At 44.5% G+C, this 25081-nt stretch carries 24 protein-coding genes; 14 read left to right on the forward strand and 10 right to left on the reverse strand.

Translation table 11 applies throughout. From position 1 onward, the window contains the following. Window positions 1-6: 6 nt before the first annotated feature. The 9 genes from dinG to BK120_RS01590 all read left to right on the forward strand — a co-directional run bounded on the left by dinG (window position 7) and on the right by BK120_RS01590 (window position 10464). Complete coding sequence (gene dinG, locus BK120_RS01550; protein ID WP_076265705.1) at window positions 7-2913, forward strand: ATP-dependent DNA helicase DinG; 2907 nt, start codon at window positions 7-9, stop codon at window positions 2911-2913. Further along, the gene (locus BK120_RS01555) at window positions 2910-3566 is read left to right on the forward strand and encodes a redox-sensing transcriptional repressor Rex (protein WP_076265706.1); all 657 of its coding nucleotides are present in this window, start codon (window positions 2910-2912) and stop codon (window positions 3564-3566) included. Before dinG ends, BK120_RS01555 begins: the two co-directional genes overlap by 4 nt. Continuing rightward, the gene (locus BK120_RS01560) at window positions 3547-4848 is read left to right on the forward strand and encodes an amidohydrolase (RefSeq protein ID WP_076265707.1); all 1302 of its coding nucleotides are present in this window, start codon (window positions 3547-3549) and stop codon (window positions 4846-4848) included. Before BK120_RS01555 ends, BK120_RS01560 begins: the two co-directional genes overlap by 20 nt. A gap of 32 nt (window positions 4849-4880) precedes the next feature. Further along, window positions 4881-5378, forward strand: a complete 498-nt coding sequence (locus tag BK120_RS01565; protein WP_144376662.1) for a cell wall elongation regulator TseB-like domain-containing protein — start codon at window positions 4881-4883, stop codon at window positions 5376-5378. 114 nt (window positions 5379-5492) lie between these two features. Next, the gene (locus tag BK120_RS01570; protein ID WP_083681485.1) at window positions 5493-6023 is read left to right on the forward strand and encodes a hypothetical protein; all 531 of its coding nucleotides are present in this window, start codon (window positions 5493-5495) and stop codon (window positions 6021-6023) included. A 1-nt stretch (window position 6024) separates the two neighbouring features. Next, a complete protein-coding gene (locus BK120_RS01575; RefSeq protein ID WP_076265709.1) occupies window positions 6025-7518 on the forward strand; it encodes an AAA family ATPase in 1494 nt (497 codons plus the stop codon). Between the two features lie 87 nt (window positions 7519-7605). Further along, window positions 7606-8541, forward strand: a complete 936-nt coding sequence (locus BK120_RS01580) for a 3-hydroxyacyl-CoA dehydrogenase family protein (protein ID WP_076265710.1) — start codon at window positions 7606-7608, stop codon at window positions 8539-8541. Then, window positions 8542-9762 (forward strand): acetate kinase, encoded by a 1221-nt coding sequence (locus BK120_RS01585; RefSeq protein ID WP_076265711.1) that lies wholly within the window; start codon window positions 8542-8544, stop codon window positions 9760-9762. It begins immediately after the preceding gene. Between the two features lie 21 nt (window positions 9763-9783). Further along, a complete protein-coding gene (locus BK120_RS01590; protein ID WP_076265712.1) occupies window positions 9784-10464 on the forward strand; it encodes a DnaD domain protein in 681 nt (226 codons plus the stop codon). 53 nt (window positions 10465-10517) lie between these two features. Here the strand turns inward: BK120_RS01590 and BK120_RS01595 are convergent, their stop codons facing one another. Then, entirely contained in the window at window positions 10518-11549 is a 1032-nt protein-coding gene (locus BK120_RS01595) for a MerR family transcriptional regulator (RefSeq protein ID WP_256710780.1), read from the reverse strand. Between the two features lie 246 nt (window positions 11550-11795). Between BK120_RS01595 and BK120_RS01600 the strand changes: the two genes are divergently transcribed. Together BK120_RS01600 and BK120_RS01605 are read left to right on the forward strand one after the other, a co-directional pair. Then, window positions 11796-12440 (forward strand): Type 1 glutamine amidotransferase-like domain-containing protein, encoded by a 645-nt coding sequence (locus BK120_RS01600; RefSeq protein ID WP_076265714.1) that lies wholly within the window; start codon window positions 11796-11798, stop codon window positions 12438-12440. A 117-nt stretch (window positions 12441-12557) separates the two neighbouring features. Beyond that, window positions 12558-12839, forward strand: coding sequence for a helix-turn-helix domain-containing protein (locus tag BK120_RS01605; protein WP_179089722.1), 282 nt, complete (start codon window positions 12558-12560; stop codon window positions 12837-12839). Window positions 12840-13029: 190 nt separating this feature from the next. Here BK120_RS01605 and mtnB read toward each other — a convergent pair whose 3' ends face one another. The 8 genes from mtnB to BK120_RS01645 all read right to left on the reverse strand — a co-directional run bounded on the left by mtnB (window position 13030) and on the right by BK120_RS01645 (window position 20957). Further along, window positions 13030-13683, reverse strand: a complete 654-nt coding sequence (mtnB, locus tag BK120_RS01610; protein ID WP_076265716.1) for a methylthioribulose 1-phosphate dehydratase — start codon at window positions 13681-13683, stop codon at window positions 13030-13032. After that, window positions 13680-14354: a 2-hydroxy-3-keto-5-methylthiopentenyl-1-phosphate phosphatase gene (locus BK120_RS01615; RefSeq protein WP_076266104.1), complete on the reverse strand. Its 675-nt coding sequence runs from the start codon at window positions 14352-14354 to the stop codon at window positions 13680-13682. Before BK120_RS01615 ends, mtnB begins: the two co-directional genes overlap by 4 nt. 8 nt (window positions 14355-14362) lie before the next feature. Next, entirely contained in the window at window positions 14363-15592 is a 1230-nt protein-coding gene (locus BK120_RS01620) for a 2,3-diketo-5-methylthiopentyl-1-phosphate enolase (protein ID WP_076265717.1), read from the reverse strand. Next, the gene (gene proC, locus BK120_RS01625; protein WP_076265718.1) at window positions 15589-16458 is read right to left on the reverse strand and encodes a pyrroline-5-carboxylate reductase; all 870 of its coding nucleotides are present in this window, start codon (window positions 16456-16458) and stop codon (window positions 15589-15591) included. The genes BK120_RS01620 and proC overlap by 4 nt, the downstream gene beginning before the upstream one ends. 47 nt (window positions 16459-16505) lie before the next feature. After that, window positions 16506-17756 (reverse strand): glutamate-5-semialdehyde dehydrogenase, encoded by a 1251-nt coding sequence (locus BK120_RS01630; protein ID WP_076265719.1) that lies wholly within the window; start codon window positions 17754-17756, stop codon window positions 16506-16508. Window positions 17757-17772: 16 nt separating this feature from the next. Further along, the gene (gene proB / locus BK120_RS01635; RefSeq protein WP_218639580.1) at window positions 17773-18879 is read right to left on the reverse strand and encodes a glutamate 5-kinase; all 1107 of its coding nucleotides are present in this window, start codon (window positions 18877-18879) and stop codon (window positions 17773-17775) included. A 336-nt stretch (window positions 18880-19215) separates the two neighbouring features. Then, complete coding sequence (locus BK120_RS01640) at window positions 19216-20406, reverse strand: pyridoxal phosphate-dependent aminotransferase (protein ID WP_076265721.1); 1191 nt, start codon at window positions 20404-20406, stop codon at window positions 19216-19218. An 86-nt stretch (window positions 20407-20492) separates the two neighbouring features. Then, window positions 20493-20957: a hypothetical protein gene (locus tag BK120_RS01645; protein WP_076265722.1), complete on the reverse strand. Its 465-nt coding sequence runs from the start codon at window positions 20955-20957 to the stop codon at window positions 20493-20495. Window positions 20958-21079: 122 nt separating this feature from the next. On the opposite strand from BK120_RS01645, the gene BK120_RS01650 reads away from it, so the two are divergent. Next, a complete protein-coding gene (locus BK120_RS01650) occupies window positions 21080-21880 on the forward strand; it encodes a carbon-nitrogen family hydrolase (RefSeq protein WP_076265723.1) in 801 nt (266 codons plus the stop codon). Here the strand turns inward: BK120_RS01650 and BK120_RS01655 are convergent, their stop codons facing one another. Next, on the reverse strand, window positions 21881-22774 hold the full coding sequence (locus tag BK120_RS01655; RefSeq protein WP_076265724.1) for a LysR family transcriptional regulator: 894 nt from the start codon (window positions 22772-22774) through the stop codon (window positions 21881-21883). Between the two features lie 162 nt (window positions 22775-22936). On the opposite strand from BK120_RS01655, the gene leuC reads away from it, so the two are divergent. Both leuC and leuD read left to right on the forward strand, forming a co-directional pair. Next, window positions 22937-24346, forward strand: coding sequence for a 3-isopropylmalate dehydratase large subunit (gene leuC, locus BK120_RS01660; RefSeq protein WP_076265725.1), 1410 nt, complete (start codon window positions 22937-22939; stop codon window positions 24344-24346). 32 nt (window positions 24347-24378) lie between these two features. Next, a complete protein-coding gene (gene leuD / locus BK120_RS01665; RefSeq protein WP_076265726.1) occupies window positions 24379-24978 on the forward strand; it encodes a 3-isopropylmalate dehydratase small subunit in 600 nt (199 codons plus the stop codon). Window positions 24979-25081: the final 103 nt, after the last annotated feature.

The raw sequence follows: 25081 nt of genomic DNA on the forward strand, positions 1-25081 counted from the left end.
GAATAAATGAAATTTGCAGTATTGGATTTAGAAACGACGGGACACAGCTCGGATGATGATATTTTGCAGGTTGGGCTAGTCATCGTTTCAGAGGAGCTTGAAATTATCGATACGTATAGCTCCTTTGTTCGACCTAATATCCCGATACCGGCCTTCATCACACAATTAACAGGCATAGATGAAACGGTCGTTGCGGATGCCCCAACTCTCAAAGAGGTTATTGCAGGGCTGGTTCCGTTATTGGATGATGCCGTTTTGGTCGCTCATAACGTTGGCTTTGACGCCGGTTTTTTGAACCAGGCATTAGCACGATGCGGTCGGCGACCTTTTGCAGGACGCAGGCTGGATACCATTGAATTATTACGAATTTTATATCCTACTATTAATACGTATCAGCTTGGAGCTGTTTCTGAGCTCTTTGGAATACCTCATGATCAACATCACCGCGCGGACAGCGATGCAAATGCAACTGCGCTATTGCTAATTGAAACGGTAAAAAAGCTTCGCAAATTGCCGCTGCTTACTTTGCAGCGGCTTTCCACGCTTGTAGATGACGGCAGCGATTTGAGCTGGTTTATTAAGCATACTGGGCAGCAGATGGAATATAGTACCGTATTTGAATCGAATGAATATGACTATTTTAATCAATTTGCATTGAAGGTTCGCGAATGGAGCGATGAACAGCCTCCGCGCTCAGGCGGTACAAGCGTGCTGCCATTAACGGATGTTTCATTTGACAATTATTTAGCTGATGTAAGACAACGCTTCGAACAGAAATTTGAGAATTATGAGGAAAGAGAAGCGCAGGTAGCCATGTTTCAAGAGGTGTACAGCGCTCTAAATCAGAATCAGCATCTACTTATAGAAGCAGGTACAGGAACAGGGAAGTCGCTTGGTTATTTAATTCCTGCGCTTTATTATGGCATTCAGAACGGCAAAAAAGTTGTCGTTAGCACACATACAATCAATTTGCAGGAGCAGCTTCGTCAACGCGATTTGCCATTGCTTGAGGAAATACTGCCATTTGAGTTTAGAGCTTCGATCTTTAAAGGCAGAGGGAATTATTTATGCTTGCGCAAATTTGAAGGTAAAATCAACACAAAAGATCTTGTATCGCCGATTGAGGATACGGTTACAGCTGCTCAAATGGTCGTATGGCTTGGAGAAACGGAAACTGGCGATCAGGAAGAGCTTAACTTCGGCAATAAGGGAGCTGAGTTTTGGTCTACGGTAGCGAGTGATACGGATTCATGTTTAAATCGAGCTTGTCCTTGGTTCAAAAGATGTTTTTATCATCGCGCGAAGCATGAAGCAAACATTGCTGATGTTACGATAACGAATCATTCCATGTTATTTACGGATGTTCAAGCAGATCATCGATTATTGCCTTCCTATACTCATCTCATTATTGATGAAGCACATCATGTGGAAGAGGTAGCCGGCAAGCATCTAGGTATGCAAATTAACTACTTCTCTTTGACGCAGGCTGTTCTTCGGCTTTATAAAGATGCGCGCTCCGGATTATTGCCTGGGCTTCGCCAGAAGCTTATGTATGAGGACGACGCACATCAAGCTTCCTGGTTAGAGACGATTGATACCGTTATTCCTATTTTCCAAGAGATTAAGGAGCACTGGGATAAGCTGTTTGAAATGTTTTATAGCTTTACGTCAACTTCATCGGATGGACCAACCGAGAATGGTCAGTCGGTATGCCGGCTTAAGAAAAACGAGCTTCCTGCAGGCTGGGAGGACGGCGTTACGGTTGAAGGAAATATCCACACTGAACTTAACCGAGTCATTCGAACTGTCGATAAGATGGTTACCGATATTAAAGACCGTGTTGACGATTCCGGTGTTCAAGCGATAATAACGGATTTAAATGGAGCGGTACGCGATTTGTCTCGACTTAAGGATGAGCTTAGAACGTTTATCACCTTAGAGCTTGCGGAATCCGTATTTTGGATCGAGGCAAGCAGTGTATACCGTTACAGATCTGTACAGCTATACGGTGTCCCAGTAGATGTAAGCGCTCAGCTGCAAAAATATTTTTTTGATGTCAAAGAGAGTATCGTATTAACCTCTGCGACGTTATCTGTGCAAAAATCTTTTCAATACGCGGAGGAGCAGCTTGGGTTAACTGGATACGAACAGCAGGGCAGGCTTAAAACCGTTCAATTGCCATCACCGTTTAATTACCGGGAACAGGCATTAGTTGTCATTCCACGCAACTTTCCAGTACTCAAGGGAGCAGCTGTAGATGACACCTACTTGGATATGCTTGTAAAATCGCTTTCCGATGCTGCAAAGGAAACGAAGGGCAGAATGCTTGTACTGTTCACGTCCTATCGCATGCTAAGGCAGGTTTACGAGCCGCTTAAAGAGCTTTTAAGCGTTGCAGGTATTCAAGTGCTCGGACAAGGAATAGACAGCGGCAACCGCACGAAGCTTACAAGACGTTTCCGTCAAACGCCAGAGTCCGTTTTACTCGGCACGAGCAGCTTCTGGGAAGGTGTAGATATACCCGGAGAAGCTCTGATTTGCCTTGCCATCGTTCGTTTGCCATTCCAACCGCCTAATCACCCCTTAGTGGAGGCAAAAGCCGAGATGCTGCAGCGGCAGAAACAAAATCCTTTTATGAAATTGTCGATACCCCAAGCCGTCATTCGCTTTAAACAAGGCTTTGGGCGCCTAGTGAGGACTTCACAAGACAAAGGGATTGTAATCATATATGATACAAGAGTAATTGACACTTACTACGGTAAACACTTTTTATATTCACTGCCAGGACCAAAAATCGAAACGATGCATATGGATCAAATGGTCGTGCGAATGAGAGAATGGTTAACGGATGAAAATGCAGCATTGCCGCAGGAAAATCAAGCTGTGTCTAGCGAAGAGGAGGAAAAACGATGAAGCAGACGAAAATATCGGAGGCTGTCGTCAGAAGGCTTCCCGTTTATTTGCAAGTACTAAATGAAATGCTTAATCGTGAGATTCAGACCATTTCTTCGCAGGATTTAGGCACAAAGCTTGATTTAAATCCTGCTCAGATTCGTAAAGATCTCGCTTATTTCGGAGAGTTTGGACGGAAAGGCGTAGGCTACGATGTTGTATATTTAATTGAGAAGATACGTCAAATTTTAAAGGTTGATCAGACGATAAAGGTTGCGTTGGTTGGAGCGGGCAATCTAGGTCATGCCTTATGCAATTACAATAAATACTCCAAGGATAATATGCAAATTACCGCCGTGTTCGATGTACATCCGAGCAAAATCGGAACGAGCATTAATAATTTGATTGTAATGCCGATGAGCGAGCTTGCTGCAACGGTTGCAGAGCAAAATATTCGGATCGGCATCATTACCGTTCCAGCATTTGAAGCACAAAATGTAGCTAATCAATTTGTCGAAGCAGGCATAGAAGGAATATTGAATTTTGCCCCTGCTATTCTACGAGTACCGGATGAAATGCGAATACATAATGCTGATTTCACAAGGGAATTGCTTAGCTTAGCCTATTATTTAGCCAAAGAGGGAGAGACGCAGGATGAGTCAGATTTGGATTGAAAATGGTTTGTTTATAACGATGGATGATGAAAATCCATCATTTAGAGGACATATGGTCGTAACCGATGATCGGATTAGTTATATAGGTACAACTGTTCCTGAGCAGCTTTCTGACACGGTGCAAAAAATAGACGGCAGCAAGCTTGCTTTTATGCCAGGTCTTATTAATACTCACGGACATGCGGCGATGAGCTTGCTTCGCGGATATTCCGATGATCAAAATTTGCAGGTATGGCTGGAACAGAAAATGTGGCCAATGGAAGGCAAATATGTTGATCAAGATACACGTGCAGGAAGTGCTCTGGCGATCGTTGAAATGCTGAAATCAGGTACAACAGCTTTTGTTGATATGTATGATCGCATGGATCAAGTTGCTCAAATGGTTGAGCAAAGCGGTATCCGCGGTGTTTTGACAAGAGGAGTTATCGGACTATGCCCTCCTGATGTACAAGAAGCAAAGCTTGCTGAAGCAATTGCTTTTGCTCGTGATTGGAACGGGAAAGCCGATGGACGTATCACTACAATGATTTCTCCGCACGCGCCTTATACATGTCCACCAGCGTATATTGAACGATTTGTACAAGCGGCTCATGATTTTGATTTGCCTTTGCATACGCATATGTCGGAGACGATAGCGGAAGTAGAACAAAACGTGCGTGATTATGGACTTCGTCCGGTCGAACATTTGGATCGGTTAGGCTTCTTCTCACGTCCTGCACTTGTTGCGCATGCCGTGCATCTGAATGATGCGGAGATCGAGCTGCTTGCTGCTAAAGGAGTTGCGGTTTCACATAATCCTGTAAGCAATCTTAAGCTTGCTAGCGGCATTGCACGCGTTCCTGATTTGATTCGCGCAGGTGTTACAGTATCGCTTGGAACAGATAGTGTGGCAAGCAACAACAATCTTGATTTATTTGAGGAAATTCGATTCGCGGCTTTGCTTCATAAAGGTGTATCTGGAGATCCTACTGCTATCCCTGCTCTGGAAGCGTTGAAGCTTGGTACTGTGAATGGGGCAAAATCCATTTGGCAAGAGAAGAGCCTTGGTAGCCTAAAAGCAGGCATGAAGGCAGATTTCATCGCTATTGATATTGAACAGCCGCATTTCTACCCTCAGACGGATATCGTATCACATTTGGTCTACTCAGGTTCAGGCCGCGATGTGCGGCATGTATGGATTGATGGAAGACAAGTATTGAAAAACGGCGAATGCACTTGGCTTGATGAGGAGAAAATTCGTTACGAGGCACAAGCGAGCTTTGATCGCTTGCTGCAAGCTTAATGCGAGCAACAGCAAGGAAACGCAAGCCGTTTATGACACTTAAGCGATGGTTGTTGTTAATTACAGCATTCCTCTTGCTGCTTTTAACCGTTTCCTTTATCTATTTCCGTGAAGTTCAGTCGCCTGAGTGGACAGCAATTAGTGCGGCGAAGGAACAAGCGACTAAAGCAGCTGATCTTACGGAGATAGAAAAGGTACATCATCATATATGGCAAAAAAACAGTTGGGTCGTTGAAGGCATTAATCAACAGGATGAACATGTATACGTATGGCTGACTGAGAAGCAGCAGCCAGTTATCATGAAAGCGTCGGAAGGCATTTCTGAGAAGTCACTCAAAGATGATTTCATCAGCAAGAGGCCATTGGCAGAAATAAAGAGAATTCAGCCAGGTCTGCTTGATGACAAAACGGTGTGGGAAATCTATTATAATGACGGTGAAAAGCCTGATCATTACCGATATGATTTTTACCGCTTTGATGACGGTGCATTCATTGATTCTTATACATTACCAGCAAAAACGGGGCCGTAAGGCTCCGTTTCCTTTTATTGATGGACGATTCTTGCATAATTTCATGATATACTTTCGTATAGCGGAGTTGATATACGGAGTGTTCATAAATATATTGCAGGAGGGATTTTCATAATGATGAGACCACGTGTGATTCCAATCGTGATTACTGCTGCAATTTCCGCTTCCGTTTTATTCGGAGGCTGGGCTGTATATAATCAAGTGGCTGTAGCAGCTCCATTAGAGAAAGTAACAAAAGGCATTCAAGGTATTGTTTCTTCAGAAAAGCCTGTTATGGATCGCAATAAAGTAGCTATTTCTCTTGAATTAACGCCAGATGCAAATCTCCGGGACATCTATGAAAGTATTGCAGCTAACGGAAAAGATGTAGTTGGCAACCGTAAGCTTGAGCTTAATATAGAAGAAAAATCGAATAAGCAGCTTGAAGATCTGTGGTATGCTTCGATGTTTGAAGTTGCAGAGGCGATGGAGCGCAAAACCTACTCCCATATTCCAGATGCGATGAAAGAAGCTGCAAAATCCATGAAAGATGTCACCGTGACAACTGAAATGGATGATACGAATGTGTATATTACGATTAAAAATAGTGAAGCGGTGAAATATATCGTCCTGCCACGCACGCCTAACCAATTGGAGGCATGGTAATATGATGAAATATGGCAAAGAAATTGCGATAGGCTTACTTCCTGTACTTATTGCTTTTTTTATATATATTGGACAAAATGTTGTTCCCATCGTATTGCTGGGCGTGTTAGGCTTTGCCGTAGTTTATGCAGCACGAGGCAGAGGCAAGCTGACCGCGTTGTCTAGCCAGAAGCGGCGTTCTGAAGAGAAAATGACACCACTTACCTTTGAGGAAATTGGAGGTCAGGAGCGTGCCAAGCAGGAGCTTGTAGAAGCGCTTGATTTTCTCGTTCATCAAGAACAAATTGCTAAGCTTGGCATTCGTCCGTTAAAAGGCATCCTGCTTTCAGGCCCTCCAGGAACAGGAAAGACGCTGCTTGCTAAAGCAGCTGCTCAGTATACAGATTCGATTTACTTGGCTGCATCCGGCAGTGAGTTTGTTGAAATGTATGTCGGTGTAGGTGCAGGACGTATTCGCGACCTGTTCAAAGAGGCGCGTACAAAAGCGAATAAAGCGAAAAAAAGCAGTGCTGTTATTTTTATTGATGAGATTGAAGTTATTGGCGGTAAACGAGATGGCGGTCAGCAGCGCGAGTATGATCAAACCTTAAATCAGCTATTAACCGAGATGGATGGTATTTATGCAAATGAATCACCGCGTATTTTGTTAATTGCGGCTACTAACCGTAAGGAAATGCTCGATAGCGCTTTGCTCCGTCCAGGCCGTTTTGACAGGCACATCGGTGTTGAACTTCCTGATAAAAAGGGCAGATTGCATATTTTGAACATCCATGCAAAAAATAAACCTATCCGATCAGGCGTGAACTTAGAACGCATTGCAAGTGAATCCTTTGGTTTCTCAGGTGCGCAGCTAGAGAGCGTCATGAATGAAGCGGCGATTTATGCGATGCGCGAGAGCAGTGAAACCATCGCTGAACAGCATTTATCGATGGCTATTGATAAGGTTATGATGGGTGAAAAAACGGATCGTGAGGCATCAAAAGAAGAGCGTGAACGGATTGCGCTTCATGAGCTCGGACATGCAATTATGGCAGAACTAATGCGTCCAGGCAGCGTGTCACAGGTTGCTTTGTCTCCGCGCGGTCAAGCGTTAGGTTATGTTCGTCACAATCCGCAGCAGGATCAATATTTGTACACAAAACAGTTCCTTAACGGTCAAATTATGATTGCATTAGGCGGAGCCGCCGCTGAGGAAATGTTTTATGGTGATCGGAGCACTGGATCAAGAGGTGACTTCGAACAATCGATGAATATCGTCAAAACGTTAGTGGAATCGGGATTGACTGATCTTGGCATTATTGATTCTTCGATGATGACAAAAGATGGATGGGCAAGCATCAATCGAACCATTTTGGATAAGCTGATGCTGCAAACAAAAGGTCTGCTTGAGTCGAATAGAGAAGTGTTTATCAAGTCTCTTGAGACACTTCTGCGTGAGGAAACATTGAGCGGAGATGAGTTTAGAAAGCTCTTTTCTTCCAATACAGCAGCATGAAGCGTTTACAATATTACAATTTGAAGGCGGAGTTGTCGTCCGCCTTCTTTTTTTGATGAAATTCGTTATAATAAGATTGAACTATCTTTGCAGAGGAAACTTCTATTATGTTTTAAGAAGAATTCTCCCCACACTAAAGGAGCTAATACATTGCATATCAAAACAGTTGGAGTTGTAGGAGTAGGCACGATGGGTCAAGGGATCGCGGAAATGCTTGCCTCCAAAGGATTGGATGTTATCATTATCGAGCGTTCGGACGATCGCCTAGATTATGGTAAACAAATGATTGAAGTAAGCTTGGATAAACAAATCGAGAAGTGGGCGCTCACGAATTCCGAGAAGAAGCTGATTATGAATAGAATAGAGGCGACAACAAGCTACGAGAAGTTAGCGGATTGTGAGCTTGTTATTGAAACGATAACTGAAGATTTGGAATTGAAAAAAGCTGTATTTGAACAAATTGATCAAATTTGCGGTCCAAATGTTATTTTAGCGAGCAATACATCTACTCTAAGCTTAACCGAGCTAGCCAGCTTTACGAAGCAGCCGAGCCGCGTAATTGGCATGCATTTTATTTATCCAGTATTCAAAATTGATCTGGTGGAAATTGTTCGTGGCCTTAAGACATCAGAGGAAACATTTCTACGTACGAAACATTTTGTGGAAGAGGTTATTCATAAAAAAGGAGTTATGGTATTTGAATCTCCTGGTTTCGTAACTACACGACTCATTTGCTTATTTATTAACGAAGCCTTGCATGTACTCGAGGAAGGGGTCGCTTCGGCTGAGGATATTGACAGCGCAATGCGTATCGGCTATTCCTTCCAGCATGGACCTTTTGAGATGTGTGATCGTTTTGGTCTTGATTCCGTGTTGGCAGCCCTTGAGAGAATGTTCCGCGAGTATGGCGAGCTGAAATACCGTCCTTCGATCGTGCTGAAAAAAATGGTGCGCGCTGGACATCTCGGAGCCAAATCAGGAATCGGCTTCTTCAAATATGATACGGATGGGGATCGGATTTAAATGAAAGTACTCGTAATTAATGCAGGAAGTTCCTCTTTAAAATATCAGCTTTACAACATGCGTGACGAATCAGTTCTGGCAAGCGGACGCGTGGAACGTATCGGAATGGATTCTTCGATTGTTACTCATGAACCAGTTGATAAGCCCGAGGTTCGTAAAGTTAGTGAAATATTGGATCATGTTGCTGCTGTTAAGCAGGTTATCAATATGCTTACCAACCCGGAGTTCGGAGCGATCGCTAATCTGAACGAAATCGAAGCTGTAGGCCATCGTATCGTTCATGGCGGCGAGGCATTTAGCAGTTCAGTGCTTGTAACACAAGAGGTCAAGCTCGAGATTCGTCGATTGTTTGATTTGGCGCCGCTTCATAACCCAGCGCATATGATGGGTATTTTGGCAGTAGAAACAAATTTGCCTGATGTACCTCAAGCGGTAGTATTCGATACGGCATTCCATCAAAGCATGCCGAATACATCGTATTTATATCCAATTCCTACTGTGCTATACCGTCGTCACAAGGTTCGCAGATATGGTTTTCATGGAACGTCTCATTCCTATGTGAGCGCTCATGCAGCAGAGTATTTGCAAAAACCATTGGAATCAATCAAAATGATTACTTGCCACATCGGAAACGGTGCAAGCTGTACAGCCATTTTGAACGGCAAGTCCTTTGATACAAGTATGGGAATGACCCCGCTTGAAGGTCTTATGATGGGTACCCGGAGCGGAGATATTGATCCAGCTATCGTGCCATTTGTTATGAATAAAGAGGAATTGACTTTAAATGAAGTTAATTCTATGCTGAACAAACATAGCGGTATGCTGGCGATTTCCGGTATTAGCAGCGATATGCGCGAGGTAACAGAGGCGATGCTTGAAGGCGACAAAAACGCAAAGCTTGCTTTTGATATGTATGCTTATCGAGTTAGAAAATATATTGGCGCATATGCCGCGGCGATGAACGGTGTAGATACGATTGTGTTCACTGCTGGAGTTGGTGAAAATTCTGTCGCTCTGCGCAAAGCGATATGCGAGGGCATTTCATTCTTGGGTGTTGAGCTAGATGAAGAGCGCAATTCAGAGCGCCGCAAAGATATTCGTGAGATTACGACGGACAGCTCTCGCATTAAAGTTTTAGTTGTTCCAACGAATGAGGAGCTCCTCATCGCAAGAGACACGTATAACTTAGTTAAGCAAAAGGATACGTCTGCACAGGCGTAGTCGTATAGGAGGCAGCTGGCAGTGAACAACGAGATATGGAAAGCTTACTCGCATGGTATGGCTGCTGCGCTGCAGGAAGGCGGCGTTTATGTATCGGCGATGCTGCTGCGAACTTACCGCCAGCTGGAGCTGTCGGATACAGAAGCGATGCTGCTTTTGCAAATCATGGTCTATATGGAAGCGGACATGAATGATTTCCCGACGCCAGAACAATTGGCTGAGCGGATGGGCCTGAGTGTTAGAGAAGTTGGACAATCCCTTGGCCGGCTGATGAAAGAAGATTTTCTTACGATTGACGAGTACGTTGACAGTTCTACGGGGATGCAGTCAGAGCGTTATAACTGGACAGGCTGGCTGCTTAAGGCGGCTGCGTTAACTGCGGAGCAGAAGCGTGAATCGCGGAAGGCAGAGCGTCAGCCAGTCAAGCAGCAAGCGGCGCCATCATCGGACTTATTCAGTGTATTCGAGCAAGAGTTTGGACGCTTATTATCTCCAATAGAATGCGAGACAATTTCAGGCTGGCTTGATCATGATCGATATACAGACGAAATTATTCGTTTTGCTCTAAAAGAAGCCGTCTTTGCGGGCAAGCTTAGCTTGCGTTATATTGATCGGATACTTATCGAGTGGAGCCGCAATCGAGTAACGAATGCAGACGAGGCTCGTGCACATGCGCAAAAATTTCGTGGAGGAAGAGGCTAAGCCATGCGGCTTAGCTCTTTTTTTATGTAAAAGGGCCACATTATTATACATAGCTAAGGTTTGATCGCGTAGAGTAATCCAACATATGGGGTAAGCCGGTTGATGACAGTGGAATAACCACGTTTGTTGAACCAGTTCACATGTTCGGATACAGAGGAAAGATGCCAGTTAGGCGGTATGACAAGCTTTGTTTCTATCTCTTCAGAAAGAACTTTATCATCATCAACCACGACCTCATCCATTAACCCCGTAATCACAAGCCGTCCCCCATTGATTAAAACGCGGTCCATTTCTTCTAGTGCCAGAAGCTGTTGTGAACGATTCAAGTGATGCATAGCAAAGCTGCAGCCTATAAAAGAATAACGGGATGGCGCGAGAGGCAGTGCGAGCAAATTGCCTTGTTTTGCATCAATGGCAGGAAGCCTTTCTCTTATGATCGAGAGCATTTCAGTCGATTGCTCGACAACGGTAAGCTTCGTGCCGGCCGCAGCTAGCATGCTGGAGAGATTGCCGCTGCCTGCACCTATTTCTAGGCCAAGCTCATCAAACCGCGGATCAAGCCATTCAACGGTTCGTAGCAGTGCCATATTATATTGTTCCTCCGTAAGAACACCGCTAAGTGTAATGATAGGTGCCTTATATCCGTGCTGAATCGCTATCTCATCGTAATTCCACTGATCGCTCCAAGAGGCTCGCGATAGCCGATTTTGTTTAATTTCTTCAGCGGCCAGCTCTGCTTGTGTCAGCTCAGCTGCTCCTTTTCTGTTCCATGCTGAAATCGTTTCATCAAGCGCTTGCAGCGCTTTTGTTGCTGTGATCCACTGCTCATACAGCAATGCACGAGCGCCATCCACACTTCGAATAAAAGCGTCCGGCTCATTGATCACGTTTAGAGCATCCTGTATTGCAGATACGGATAAGCCCAATTCTCTTAGCGATATGATCCAGCGGAGCCGAATGACGTCCTCAATGGAATAGTCGCGATATTTATTCTCTATTGCTTTATATGGACGAATTAGACCTTTTTCTTCATAAAAACGCAGTGTACGCGGCGTGACACCGAGTTGTTTTGCTGCTTCATGCACCTTCAATATTGTCACCTCCTCTTGCCATTATGAACGTTTACGTTACGTTAAAGTCAATATAGTAGACTTCGTTTTTCATGTTATATGGGGATTTTAACATGATTGTTATAGACAATATTTTGTTCCTAGTTTACTAATATAAGCAGATAAATATGGTAAATCATTTAAAAAATAGTTTATAGTTAGGTTACGATAAAAGTGATTCGACTTATTTCCGCTGAAGCATTAACTACAAGGAGGATATTTATGTCAGATAAACATTTATTTGTGTTTGGCGGTGGAGCACCGTTCAATGAAAGCTTAGCAAAAAAATTTGGTGCCTGGGCATCAAAAGGGTTAAGCAAAGTTGTTATCTTATTTATTGAGCAAGAAGGTTGGCAAGAATACATGACGAAATATACCGATCAAATAGGTTTGCATGATGTTGATCAGTTTGTGTATTTCGCCTTGGATGCATCACCATCAACCGATTTAGTGGAACAGCTTCAATCAGCTACAGGAGTGATTATAAGCGGCGGTGATACCGAGCTTTATCGAGATTATATCGTGGAAACAAAGCTCGGCACAATAATAAAAGCATTATACACAGAAGGCGTGCCAGTTGCAGGTTTTTCGGCTGGTGCCTTAATCAGTCCTACTGTATGTGTAATTCCGCCCATCGACAACAGAGCGAATGAACACCTTTTCCTCAAAGGTCTTGGATTAATAAATCATTGCGTCATTAGTGTACATTTTTCAAAATGGGATGAGGAAAAGAACTTATTGGCTGCACTTTCCAAAACCAACTTGTCAACGGGTTATGGGATAGATGATGCTTCAGGCATTTATTTTAAAAACGAACGGATATCAGAGACGGCGGGGCAGATTTATTTTTACTATGGAAAAGAGTGAATGTACTTACAACGAAGGAGGAAGATTGTTATTTCAAACAGCAAATCAATGATAGCAGCAAGCTTTATTCTTGGAGTATCTTTTATAGTGGGCTGTATGTTTTTGGAGAAAAACGAAGTGCCAAATAAAGAGGAGTCCGATATCACGATAAGCGTGGAAAAACCTTTGCTAACGATAGAAGAGGCAGCAAATTATTTGCGTTTATCGGAAAACGAAATTAAACAAATCATTCATACAGAGCAAATTCAGCTGACTACAGCAGGGTCCTTTTCTGGCGTTATGTTCCCCTACATAAAAGTTGGTGAGAAATTTTATATTAGCAAAAATGAGTTAATGGTTTGGATTAATGAAACGTCGAGGGAAAGACGGGAGTATACTGCTGGAACGGTTATCCAATAACAGTTGATCGGAAGGGAAGAGCGAGGATTGCCTATCGTTAAGGCGGAGTAATCATTTTGATAATCATATTTTTAGGTGGGTTATAATCTAGCTGGAAAATCTCCAGGTAATCAGAGCTGTGAAACATATAAAGAGCTGATTACCGGGAGAAAATCCTTCTAAACAATGTAACGATCAAGCTGGAAAATGCTTAAGCTTTACCACGCTGCAGCAATTCCAAACGATATACGTATTCAAAAATAAATTCAAATGCTTCAAGGTGGCGTTTTGCCTCAAATGCATTTGCTCCCCAAGCGTAAATGCCATGCTTGCGCAGCAAGATGCCAGGTATGTTTTTCACGATACGCTCCGTTATTTCTGGTACGATAGAAGGGATATGTGCAAAGTTGGAAACGATTGGAATATCAATGTGTGCTTCCTCGTCCCAAATGTTAAACCCTTTGATCAGCTCAACGCCATCTACCGGCACAGACTTACGATCCCAGAAATACTCTGAGATTACGCTGTTAAATACGGTATGCACGTGAAAAATAGCGCCAGCCCCAGTTAATTTGTAAATTTCACAATGGATCAGAGTTTCAGCGGATGGTTTTAAGCGTGTTGTTTCGCATGGCTTGCCATCTTGATCAACAAACAAATAATCCTCTGGTGTATGAATTGTTTTGTCCTTACCGCTTGCCGTAATAGCGAATTGAAATTCATCGGGGTTATAGTCGCCTACACGGATCGATAAATTGCCGCTGGTGCCAGGGAACCAGCCGCGTGAAGCGAACAGCTCCTTAACGTCGCGAAGTTCAGATAAAGCGCGCTGTTTGTCTTCTAAAGCAATTTGCTCAAAACTCATTTCGTTGACTTCCTTTCAGCATTCATAGTGTTGATAATATCGTGGAATGTTTCGTATTCGTGATGCGGCAGTCCGAGCTCCTTGCACTTCACCGTAAGGTGGGAGCGGGAATAGACGATATCAGCCAGCTTAGCACCTTCAAAGTCGGTTACGCTGTCGCCAATAATGATGCGCTCGTATTGCTCTTCAGGGAAACGACGCATAATGGTTGTTTTACACATGCCGCAGTTGTTGGTGCAATGAGCATCACACGGATTTGGCCACAAAATCTCAATTTGCTCACCGCTGAAATCACTGCCATTGCAATAAATATGATCTTTTGGTATGTCGAAAGCTTCAAGAATAGGATAAACAAAAAAGTCAATGCCGCCGCTTGTTACATAAAAATCAATCTGCTGCTCTTTGCAATAGTTTAGAAATTCAGCGAAGCCTTCACGAATGCGTACATTGGAAATACTGAAATCGATAACTTCTTTCTGCATAGAAGCAGGAAGGAGGCGGAACATTTGTCCAACGCCATCCATAATTGATATCTCTTGCGCAATCGTGCGCTCTGCAATGTTTTCCCAGCCTGCTGGATTAAAATGTTTAATAATTGCGATAATGTTGTCATTAACGGTAATCGTTCCATCAAAATCACAAAACACGATGCGTTTCTTAGTTGTATTCATTTCAGTCATTATTCTTTGATCCCCCATGCTTCAATTGCTGCCAACAGCGCTTCATTGCCCGGTTGCTCTGCGGCATTTCGAAGAGGTACTCCATTTAGTGTAGCAGTAATCGCTTGACGGAATGCTTGTCCGCCAGCTGCAGTTCCCATGGCATGACCATGAATACCCCCGCCAGCATTTACAACTACGTCGGTACCGAAATCTTTTAGAATTAGAGGCACCAGTCCAGGATGAATGCCCGCCGATGGTACAGGGAAGCTCGTTCTCAGTCCGTGAAGCGGTGCAAGCAAAGCTTCCTTAACCGCTAAATTCTCTTCTTTTGGCATAACAACCGAGCCGTAAGGTGAAGGGAAGAGCACAAGATCGGCACCTGCAAGACGCATTAACTTCCCAAGTAGAAGAGAAGCGCTAATGCCATAATGAGGCGATGGGTACATCGCTCCAGCCATTGCAGGGTGAGCTGCTATAGGGATATTAATGGATTTGTCACTGCTAAGCTCATGAAGCACATCATAGCCATAAGCAAGAACGTTAAATAGAAGCGCGTTGGCACCGGCGTCAATCGCTTTTCGAGCATTCGCAGCAAGAGCTGAGGTAGGCCCTGTCAAGTTAACGGCGTAAAGCAGCTTTTGGCCGGTCTCTGCTTCAGCGCGACGCGCAGCATCCATACAAGCTTCGACACGTTTCTCAAGAGGGGTAAGTGGATTCTCAAATAGGATTTCATCATCCTTTATTAAGTCCACACCGCCAAGCGCTTGCTTATAGAACTGATCTTGAAGATTGGCTAGGTCATATCCGACAACCGATTTGAAAATACTCATTAGCAGCGGACGATCATGTACGCCAAGCAAATCGCGAACACCGTTTAGTCCAAACTTAGGACCAGGGAAAGCAGATGCAAAATCTTCGGAAACGTCGAGATCCATAAGCTTGATTTTGCCGTCCATGGACAGCTTGCCGAATACAGTTACTAGCAAAGCAGGGAGGTCTCGGCTAAAGTTGATGTCTGGGTAAGCAATTCGAATGTCGGCATAGCGCTCACCGGGAACAGCATTTTCGGGCTCATGGACAGTAACGGACAATACTTTTCCAAGATGCTTTTCCATATTCGCCTTTTGCGCTTCAGGAAGCTCAGTCCAGCTGCCGACGGTTAAGCCAACAGCAATCGAAAGAGCCTTTTTATTGAAATCCGCACGATCATCATAAGAACGATACGTTGCAATACAAACTCCAATCATTCGTTAATGCTCCTCTCGATAGCTTCTCCAAGCTCGCCTGCACGTTCTGCTGAGCGGTGGATAGCTTTCTTGATTGTTTCTGAAAAATGATTTTCGGCCATCAGCTCAAGAGCTGCCTGCGTCGTCCCATTTGGCGATGTAACCTTGCGGCGAAGCTCTGCTGGTTCTTCGCCGGTATGACGAACCATTTCCGCTGCGCCAAGAACCGTCTGAACGACAAGCTCCTTTGCTGCTGTCTCTGAAAAGCCTAGTTGGATTGCGGTATCGATCATCGACTCCATAAAGTAATAGACATAAGCTGGTCCGCTGCCAGATACGCCTGTGACTGCTTGCTGAAGTGATTCGTCTACAATTGCATTTATGCCAACAGAGCTGAAGATTGCTTCAGTAAGAGCTTTTTGCGAAGTGGTCACAATATCTGAATAACTAATTCCAGTTGCTCCAAGCCCAATGGTGCTGGATGTGTTCGGCATCGCGCGTACGACGGAAGCCTGCCCACCAAGCAGCTGCTCGATTGCTTTGATCGATAACCCGGCAATGACCGATATAATAAGCTGTTTAGAGGAAATGAACGGCTTAATGGATGCGATCGCTTCAGCAGCATCCTTAGGTTTCATGGCTAGAAAAATAATGTCTGCCTCTTTTAAATAAGCTTCATTAGAGGAGCCTTGCACGATGGTTTGTATACCGTACAGCTCATTTAGCTCAGAGAGCCGATCTTTATTTTGTCGATTGAGCATTGAAATCTGATTAGGTGAAATGAGTTTTTTGTTAATTAGACCTCGTGCAATGGCTTCCGCCATCGATCCGGCACCATAGAAGCAAATTTGCTGACTTGCAATTGCAGTTTGTGTAAGCTGTGTCATGAAGTATTCCTCCGTTGTTCCATTGATATTGGACTGAATTTGTCTTGTTAGCCCCGTATTTGTCCAGTTCCATAAACAAGATATTTAGTAGACGTCAATGCAGGCAATCCCATTGGACCGCGCGCATGAAGCTTTTGTGTACTTATGCCGATTTCAGCTCCGAACCCGAATTCAAATCCGTCGGTAAAGCGAGTAGAGGCGTTATGATAAACGGCAGCCGCATCAACATCTTGAATAAATCGCTCAGCGTTTTCGGAGTTTTCGGTCACAATACATTCGGAATGTTTTGTACTGAAACGGCGAATATGCGCAAGCGCGGCGTCAAGATCTGAAACGACGCGGATATTCATAATGTAGTCATTGTATTCTGTACTATAGTCCTCATCAGTTGCTGGTTTGATGCCTGTGAGCAGGGAAGCCGTTCTTTCGCAGCCACGGAGCTCAACGCCTGCTTGAACAAAACGATCAGCTAGCGCGGATAAATGCTGCTCTGCAAAAGCTTCGTGAACGAGTAATGTTTCCATGGAATTGCAAACCGATGGCCGTTGTACTTTAGCGTTAAAGGCAATCTCGACAGCCATCGTATATTCAGCGCTGGCATCTATGAAGGTATGGCAAATACCAGCTCCTGTTTCGATGACCGGTACAGTGGCATTTTCAACGACATTTCGAATAAGCGATGCGCCTCCACGAGGAATGACAACATCAAGCAAGCCATTAAGCTTTAGCATTTCGTTAACCGAGGCACGATTTGATTCCTCTATTAACTGAATGGCATCAGCTGGCATTGCCGTATTTGAAAGAGCATTTTTTAATACCTCTACGATTTTGCGATTTGACTCGATAGCAGCTGATCCTCCGCGAAGCACGACACAGTTGCCAGTTTTCAAACATAAGCCAGCCGCATCGACTGTAACATTTGGACGAGCTTCATAGATCATGCCAATTACGCCGATTGGAACTCTGATCTTATTTACTTTTAGTCCGTTAGGACGATCGAAATGCTCAAGCAGCTCACCAACAGGGTCCGGGAGCTCAACAATTTGTCTAAGTCCTTCAGCAATGGATGCTACACGATCTTTATTTAAAGCAAGGCGATCGAGCATGGAAGCGCTTGTGCCTTGCTCGCGACCTCGTTGCAGGTCAAGCTCATTCGCAGTAATAATTGCGTTAGTCTCGGCGATTAATGCATCAGCCATACGAGATAGAGCCGTATTTTTTTGTTCTGTGGACAAACGATTCATAATGGCAGTTGCATCTTGAGCTAAAGTTGCTTTTGTTCTCACTTCACTGATCATAGCGGAATCCCCCTTATTATTTTAATGTAATCCATTCGTCTCGATGAATAAATTCGATACGGGATACATCGACTCTACGTTTAACTTCTTCAGTAGTGAGGCCGGCCACAGCTTGAATTTGCCATGCTGCATAATTGACAACGCCTCTGCCAATGGTTTGGCCTTGCGGATTAATGACTTCGACGACATCTCCGGAATGGAAATCGCCTTGAATTTCTTTAACGCCGGCAGGGAGGAGGCTTTTGCCGCCTTCCAGCAAGGCTTGAACAGCGCCTTCATCTACAAAAACCTTGCCTAGCGGCATAGAGTGAAAGCCAAGCCATTGTTTCTTCATCGGAAGGCTGTTCAGCTTCGTATCGAAATATGTACCGCGGCCATTGCCTTCCACAGCTAGCTTCAGATCGCCTTCTTGCTGCACCTTACCGATAAAAGCATGTACGCCGCCCCGCATGGCGATGCGTGCTGCTTCGATTTTGGAACGCATGCCGCCTGTTCCGACGGAAGAGCCAGCTCCGCCTGCGAGCTTCATAATATCTTCAGATATTTGATCGACGCGCTCGATCTTGACCGCTTGCGGATTTTTACGAGGGTCCTCTGTGTATAAGCCGTCCATATCGGTAATGATGATCAGCTGTGAAGCTTTCGTCATCGCAGCGACAAGCGCTGATAAGCTGTCGTTATCTCCGAATTTAGGAACAAGCTCGTCGGTTGCCACTGTATCGTTTTCGTTAATAATCGGAATGATGCCAAGCCGCAGAAGCTCTTCGATTGTCATAAGGGCATTTTGAATACGGCGTCGATTGGAGAAATCCGCACGAGTAAGCAAAATTTGTGCAGCTACTATACCGTAACCGCTGAAGGCTTCCTGATAAGCTTGCATAAGCAGCGCTTGCCCTACGGCAGCGGCTGCTTGTTTTTCATGAACGATTTTTGGCTTTGCAGCATAACCGATTTGACGAAAGCCAGCTGCAACAGCACCTGAAGTTACGAGCATCACGCCATTTCCTTTTTTATGCAAGGAAGCGAGCTCTGATGCGAAATATTGAATACGCTCGCGGTTTAGTCCGCCTTCTTCCGAGGTAAGCGAGCTGCTGCCAATCTTTACGACAATACGTTCCGTCATCATTAATCCCATCCTATGCTTGTTTGGTGACAACAAAAAAGACTTTCGTCCATAAAGGACGAAAGTCTTTGCTTCCGCGGTACCACCTTTGTTGATAATCCTTAGATAGAATTATCCAGCTTAAGCCTATAACAGAAGGCGCTGTCCGGTTCATAGCCGGCCGCTCGGAGGTAGGTTCAGCAAGCGGCCTTCGGTAAATTCTTGCAGCCCATGGAATTTACTCTCTGATCGCGACCCATCTTGCTTAATTGTCCCGTCATCACGTTTCATGTTCAATTCCTACAAGCATATCACGATCCCATGCTGCTGTAAAGCAAGGTAAATGGCGGATATATTCTAAAATAAATTTAGTTTTCCAATCCGTTCAACCGCTTCTTGCAGGCGTTCTTCACTTGTAAGAAGACCAAGCCGAACAAAGCCTTCACCATGGGTACCAAACCCTACGCCTGGAGCGACAACAACATCAGCCTCATAAAGCAGAAGGTCCGCAAAAGATTCTGATGTATAGCCTTCAGGTACAGGCAGCCAGCAGAAAAAAGATCCTCCTGGTCGAGCGGCTTTCCAACCAATTTGGTCAAGGGCAGTAAATAGGGCATTGCGACGGCTTTCGTACATTGCTGTAAGTTCAGCGACGCATTGCTGCGGTCCCGTCAGTGCAAGTGCTGCTGCTTCCTGAATGCCGCCGAATAGGCTGCAATAATAATGATCTTGGATTAAATTGATTAGCTTGACGATTTGAGCATTTCCGATCGCAAAGCCAACACGCCAGCCAGCCATGTTATAGGTTTTGGACAGCGTATAAAACTCAACGCCTACTTCTTTGGCGCCTGGCGTCTGCAAGTAGCTGATCGGTTGATTATCATCGAAGCCAATTGCGCCATAAGCGAAATCACTTGCAACAACGATGCCGTGCTTTTTTGCGTATTCCACAGTTTGTGTATAAAATTCCGCATTAGCAACAGCACCTGTTGGATTGTTCGGATAATTCATGAACATTAGCTTTGCGCGCTCGGCTATTTCTGGACTTATGGCGTTATAGTCTGGCAAATAGCTGTTTTGTTCTGTTAACGGCATAAATGACATCTCGGCACCTGCAAGCGCCACTCCAGACCAATAGTCAGGATAACCAGGGTCCGGCACGAGACAGACATCGCCGGGATTAAGCAGGCATTGGCTAATTTCGACAAGGCCAGTTTTTCCTCCGAAGAGGATAGCGACTTCAGTAGTGGGATCTATATCTACGTTATAATCCTCTTTGTACCGCTTCGCCACGGCTTCCTTTAGAAAAGGGTAGCCGCTAAAGGGTGGATATTTATGGTACAACGGATTAGCTGCAGCTTCCTGTAGCTTCGCAACAATATGGGGAGGAGTCGGTTGATCCGGATTGCCTTGTCCCAAATTGATGACATCGCGTCCTTTGGCCGTTTGAGCATTTGCTTTGGCGACCAGCTTGGCAAAAAATTGCGTCGGAAGTACATTCATCCGTTCCGCAGGTTGAATAAGGTGTTGACCGATTTGTGTTTCCATACCTCACACTCCACATGACAAAATCGCTATCTATTTAGGCAATAGCTTTAATGTAGCATGAATAGCGGGAGATGAGAAGCGGCTGGTTATGCAGCCGGAATGCCTACCCTGTCAATAAAGGGTTTAATATCGGCTTTGAACAGGAATAAAAAAGGTCTGCGCTTCTCATCGAACACGAGCAAGAGAGGAGGCTTATCCTTACAATAAAAGAGAAAAAGATCATCGGATGAAACGGAAACGTCATTTGCTTTGATGGTAACGGCCTTCTCAAGAGGTACACGATACACATAGCTGCAGCTTGAATCATTTGTCATTTGTGGAGCAAGACCAGTGATGGAACCAACCCATGAAGAAGCCATCTCTTGATATTTGGCGTCATTTGGGATTGTCTTTGTTACTTTGCCGGCGGCTACATCGAATACTTGAACTGGCTTAAGCCCTGTTTCTGGGTTAGGAGCGCCGCTAAGTGCTTGATGAGCAGAAGCGAAGTTGGCAAACAGGAAAATCGAGCAGCAAGCAAGAAGCATTGCAGCTATTCGTTTTGGAAGCATAACAGACATTCTCCTTTATGTTCTTAAAGTAGTAAATCCCTCGTTGTTACGTTTCCCATCTTGACACAGAACCATGACAGGGTATCATTAGGTGAAAAAAGGATCAACAGGAGGAACGGCATATGAGTAAACCATTGCGGCTTGCATTGCTGCAAATGCATATAGAAGCAGGAAATCCAGAAGCTAACTTCACGAAGCTGGCGAGCATGCTTGAAGAAGCGGTGAGTCAAACGAATAAACCGGATGTCATTATGTTTCCGGAAATGTGGAACACAGGTTACGCTTTAACTGAAATAAAAACGATTGCAGATCGTGAAGGTGAACGCACTCGTGCTTTTTTATCTGATTTCAGCAAGAAGCACAACGTTCATATTATTGGAGGTTCAATCGCGGAACTTAAGGAAGATAAAGTGCTGAATACAATGTATGCATTTGATCGTTCAGGCCATGTTGTATCCGATTATTCAAAAATTCATTTATTCCGTCTAATGGATGAAGAGAAATATTTGGCTGCGGGAGATAAGCTTGGGAAGCTTGAGATAGAAGGGACAAAAGCAGGCATGATGATTTGTTATGACATCCGTTTCCCTGAGCTAGCTCGCAAGCTTGCGCTTGATGGAGCCAAATTGCTATTCGTTCCAGCAGAATGGCCGCATCCTAGACTTCATCATTGGCGTACTTTGCTTACGGCACGCGCAATTGAAAACCAAATGTTCGTGATCGCGTGCAACCGGATGGGCTCGAGCGGTGACACTAATTTCTTTGGTCACTCGCTCGTGCTTGATCCTTGGGGAGAGACGATAGCAGAAGCGGGCGAAGAGGAAACGATTATATACGCAGACATCGATTTGGATTTAGTTGATGCTGTTCGCACAAAAATTCCTGTTTTTGAAGATCGCAGACCTTCTATTTATGAAGCTTAATTACCGATAACTGCTTATTGTCATATTGAGTGTACGGATAAATGCTTCAGCAGCTTTGGATAAATATCTGCCTTTGCGGCTTGCCACGACTAACGTTCTTGTAGGCTTGGACGACAATGGAAGGTAAACAGGCATAAAATCAGAGCCTTTGACTCGCGTCAGCATTTGCGGGACAAAGGCTATTCCCATTCCGCCTGCCACTAAGGATTGTATGGTTTCCATATTGCTGCTCTCGAATACAATTTGCGGAGTGAAACCTGATTGCTCACACAGTTCGACTGTAATTTGCCGAAAGCCTTGTCCGCGCTTAAGTCCAATAAATGGCTCTTTATCAAGTTCAGAAATCGAGATTGAGCCTTCTCTTAGTGCAAGAGGGTGCTGTGGAGGGACGGCTAAGCAGATTTCTTCCTCCAAGAATGGTTCCCATGCGAGAGAGTTGTCAATGAGCGGCAGCGAGAGCAGACTTAAATCGGTACCGCCGCTCGCGGTAAGCTGCTCAAGCTTTGCAGTCGTTTCTTCAACAAGAACGACTTCAATCTGCGGATATTGCTCACCGAATACTGGCAAAACAAGCGGCAGTATATGTGAGCCTGTTAGCGGTAATGTACCGACAACAAGTCGTCCGCGCCGCATTTGCGCCATATCGTCCATTTCCTGTTTTAACTGCTCAACAGCGTCAAGAATTGCTTGTGATTTATGAACGAATACTTGTCCAGCTTGCGTTAGTTCTACAGAATTTGTTGTTCGCCGGAACAGAAGTACGCCGATTTCTTGTTCAAGCTTGGAGAGCTGCTGACTAAGCGAGGGCTGAGCGATATGAAGTTTTTCCGCTGCTCTTGAAAAGTTTTTCTCTGAGGCGATTTGAATAACATAATTTAATTGTCTCAATTCCATATAAATTTTCCTCTCAATTGTTTATTATGTAAGGAATCTACTATTATAGTTATTACCTATAGACGTTATAGATATTATATCTTGGATCAATGAAGAAAGAAATGTTATAGTAGTTTCAGTTAAGAAAAGCAGAAGATTCAATGAAACGGTGGGGTGAACATAATGACGAAAAAGACAATGTTTGAAAAGATCTGGGATAATCACGTCATTAATCAAGAAGAAGGCAAGCCAAGCGTCATTTATATCGATTTGCAGCTTGTACATGAAGTAACATCTCCGCAAGCGTTTGAAGGCTTGCGTCTATCAGGCCGCAAAGTACGTCGTCCTGATCTTACTTTCGCAACGATGGATCACAACGTACCAACGAAAGATCGCTTCAACATTACAGATCCAATTTCCAAACAACAAATTGACACGCTTACACAAAACTGTAAAGACTTCGGCGTAACGTTGTTTGATCTTGACAGCATTGACCAAGGTGTCGTTCACGTAATGGGTCCTGAGCTGGGTCTAACACATCCAGGTAAAACAATCGTTTGTGGAGACAGCCACACATCTACTCACGGTGCTTTCGGCGCATTGGCGTTCGGTATTGGTACAAGTGAGGTTGAGCACGTTATGGCTACTCAATGCTTGCAGCAATCGAAAGCAAAAACGCTTGAGGTTCGCTTTAACGGCACTCGCAAGCCAGGCGTAACAGCAAAGGATTTGATTCTTGGCGTTATTGCTCAGTACGGAACAGATTTCGCAACTGGTTATGTTATTGAGTTTACTGGCGAAGCCATCACAAGCTTGACTATGGAAGAGCGGATGACAGTTTGTAATATGTCAATCGAAGCAGGCGCACGCGCTGGCCTCATCGCTCCAGATGAAACAACATTCAACTATCTTCGCGGCCGTCAATATGCGCCAGCTAATTACGAAGAAGCAGTTGAAGCTTGGAAACAGCTTACAACGGATGAAGGTGCAGAGTATGACACAGTCGTACACTTCGACGTTGACGCTCTAATCCCGCAAGTGACTTGGGGAACTAGCCCAGGCATGGGTACTAACATCACAGCTAAAGTTCCTTTCCCTGCTGATCTTCCAACGGAGAACGAGCGTAAAGCTGCTGAAGCAGCACTTGAATATATGGATCTTAAGCCTGGAACACCAATGAACGAAATCCCAATTGACTATGTATTCATCGGTTCATGTACAAATGGCCGTATCGAAGATTTGCGTGCAGCAGCTGAAATCGCTAGAGGCTATAAAGTTAGCGATCGTGTAACGGCTATCGTCGTACCAGGTTCAGGCCGCGTAAAAATTCAAGCCGAAAAAGAAGGTTTGGACAAAATCTTCACTGAAGCGGGCTTTGAATGGCGTGATGCTGGCTGCTCGATGTGTCTTGCAATGAACCCTGACGTATTGAAACCGGGTGAGCGTTGTGCATCAACGTCTAACCGTAACTTCGAGGGACGTCAAGGCCGCGGCGGACGCACGCATCTTGTATCGCCTGCGATGGCAGTTGCAGCAGCAGTAAAAGGTCATTTCACAGATGTACGCGATTGGGAAATTAAATCCGTAGTGTAGAACGAATTGAACGCGAGAGGGGTATATAAGATATGGAACCGTTTAAACAACTTACAGGCATCGTAGCCCCGGTCGACCGGGTCAATGTCGACACTGATGCAATTATACCGAAACAATTTTTGAAGCGTATTGAGCGCAGCGGCTTTGGCCAATTTCTATTCTTCGAATGGCGTTTTCACGAAAATGGTGATGTGAACGTTGAATTTGAACCAAACAAGCCGCGTTACGAGGGCGCATCTGTACTCGTTTCCCGTGCCAACTTTGGCTGCGGCTCATCCCGTGAGCATGCTCCTTGGGCAATTCTTGATTATGGATACAAAGTTATTATCGCTCCGTCTTATGCGGATATTTTCTATAACAACTGTTTCAAAAACGGTATTTTGCCTATCAAGCTTAGCGAAGAGCAAGTGGAAGAGCTATTTAAGCGTACAGCGAAGCATGACGGCTACAAGCTTACTGTTGATTTGGAAAACAAACAGCTTTCGGATGAGTATGGTCTAACGATCGCATTTGATCTTGATGAGCACCGTCGTCAATTTTTGCTGCAAGGTCTTGACGATATCGGTCTGACTCTTCAACATGAAGACAAAATTACAGCTTATGAGCAAAAACATATTGCTCGTCTTGTGTAATTAAAACGAAATGAAGAGGACGAATCAGCCACTCTGGATGATTCGTCCTCTTTTTTCCTTTAAACGCAACTTTTTCTGACAAGCTGCGTCTATATTTGCGTCT

The organism is Paenibacillus sp. FSL A5-0031, from assembly GCF_001956295.1.
In the GTDB taxonomy this organism is placed as follows: domain Bacteria; phylum Bacillota; class Bacilli; order Paenibacillales; family Paenibacillaceae; genus Pristimantibacillus.

Bases quoted from the DNA above. Each gene is read 5' to 3' on its own strand.
- dinG (WP_076265705.1), top strand. From the start codon at position 7: ATGAAATTTGCAGTATTGGATTTAGAAACGACGGGACACAGCTCGGAT.
- BK120_RS01555 (WP_076265706.1), top strand. From the start codon at position 2,910: ATGAAGCAGACGAAAATATCGGAGGCTGTCGTCAGAAGGCTTCCCGTT.
- BK120_RS01560 (WP_076265707.1), top strand. From the start codon at position 3,547: ATGAGTCAGATTTGGATTGAAAATGGTTTGTTTATAACGATGGATGAT.
- BK120_RS01565 (WP_144376662.1), top strand. From the start codon at position 4,881: ATGACACTTAAGCGATGGTTGTTGTTAATTACAGCATTCCTCTTGCTG.
- BK120_RS01570 (WP_083681485.1), top strand. From the start codon at position 5,493: ATGATGAGACCACGTGTGATTCCAATCGTGATTACTGCTGCAATTTCC.
- BK120_RS01575 (WP_076265709.1), top strand. From the start codon at position 6,025: ATGATGAAATATGGCAAAGAAATTGCGATAGGCTTACTTCCTGTACTT.
- BK120_RS01585 (WP_076265711.1), top strand. From the start codon at position 8,542: ATGAAAGTACTCGTAATTAATGCAGGAAGTTCCTCTTTAAAATATCAG.
- BK120_RS01600 (WP_076265714.1), top strand. From the start codon at position 11,796: ATGTCAGATAAACATTTATTTGTGTTTGGCGGTGGAGCACCGTTCAAT.
- mtnB (WP_076265716.1), bottom strand. From the start codon at position 13,683: ATGAGTTTTGAGCAAATTGCTTTAGAAGACAAACAGCGCGCTTTATCT.
- BK120_RS01615 (WP_076266104.1), bottom strand. From the start codon at position 14,354: ATGAATACAACTAAGAAACGCATCGTGTTTTGTGATTTTGATGGAACG.
- BK120_RS01620 (WP_076265717.1), bottom strand. From the start codon at position 15,592: ATGATTGGAGTTTGTATTGCAACGTATCGTTCTTATGATGATCGTGCG.
- proC (WP_076265718.1), bottom strand. From the start codon at position 16,458: ATGACACAGCTTACACAAACTGCAATTGCAAGTCAGCAAATTTGCTTC.
- BK120_RS01630 (WP_076265719.1), bottom strand. From the start codon at position 17,756: ATGATCAGTGAAGTGAGAACAAAAGCAACTTTAGCTCAAGATGCAACT.
- proB (WP_218639580.1), bottom strand. From the start codon at position 18,879: ATGACGGAACGTATTGTCGTAAAGATTGGCAGCAGCTCGCTTACCTCG.
- BK120_RS01640 (WP_076265721.1), bottom strand. From the start codon at position 20,406: ATGGAAACACAAATCGGTCAACACCTTATTCAACCTGCGGAACGGATG.
- BK120_RS01645 (WP_076265722.1), bottom strand. From the start codon at position 20,957: ATGCTTCCAAAACGAATAGCTGCAATGCTTCTTGCTTGCTGCTCGATT.
- BK120_RS01650 (WP_076265723.1), top strand. From the start codon at position 21,080: ATGAGTAAACCATTGCGGCTTGCATTGCTGCAAATGCATATAGAAGCA.
- BK120_RS01655 (WP_076265724.1), bottom strand. From the start codon at position 22,774: ATGGAATTGAGACAATTAAATTATGTTATTCAAATCGCCTCAGAGAAA.
- leuC (WP_076265725.1), top strand. From the start codon at position 22,937: ATGACGAAAAAGACAATGTTTGAAAAGATCTGGGATAATCACGTCATT.
- leuD (WP_076265726.1), top strand. From the start codon at position 24,379: ATGGAACCGTTTAAACAACTTACAGGCATCGTAGCCCCGGTCGACCGG.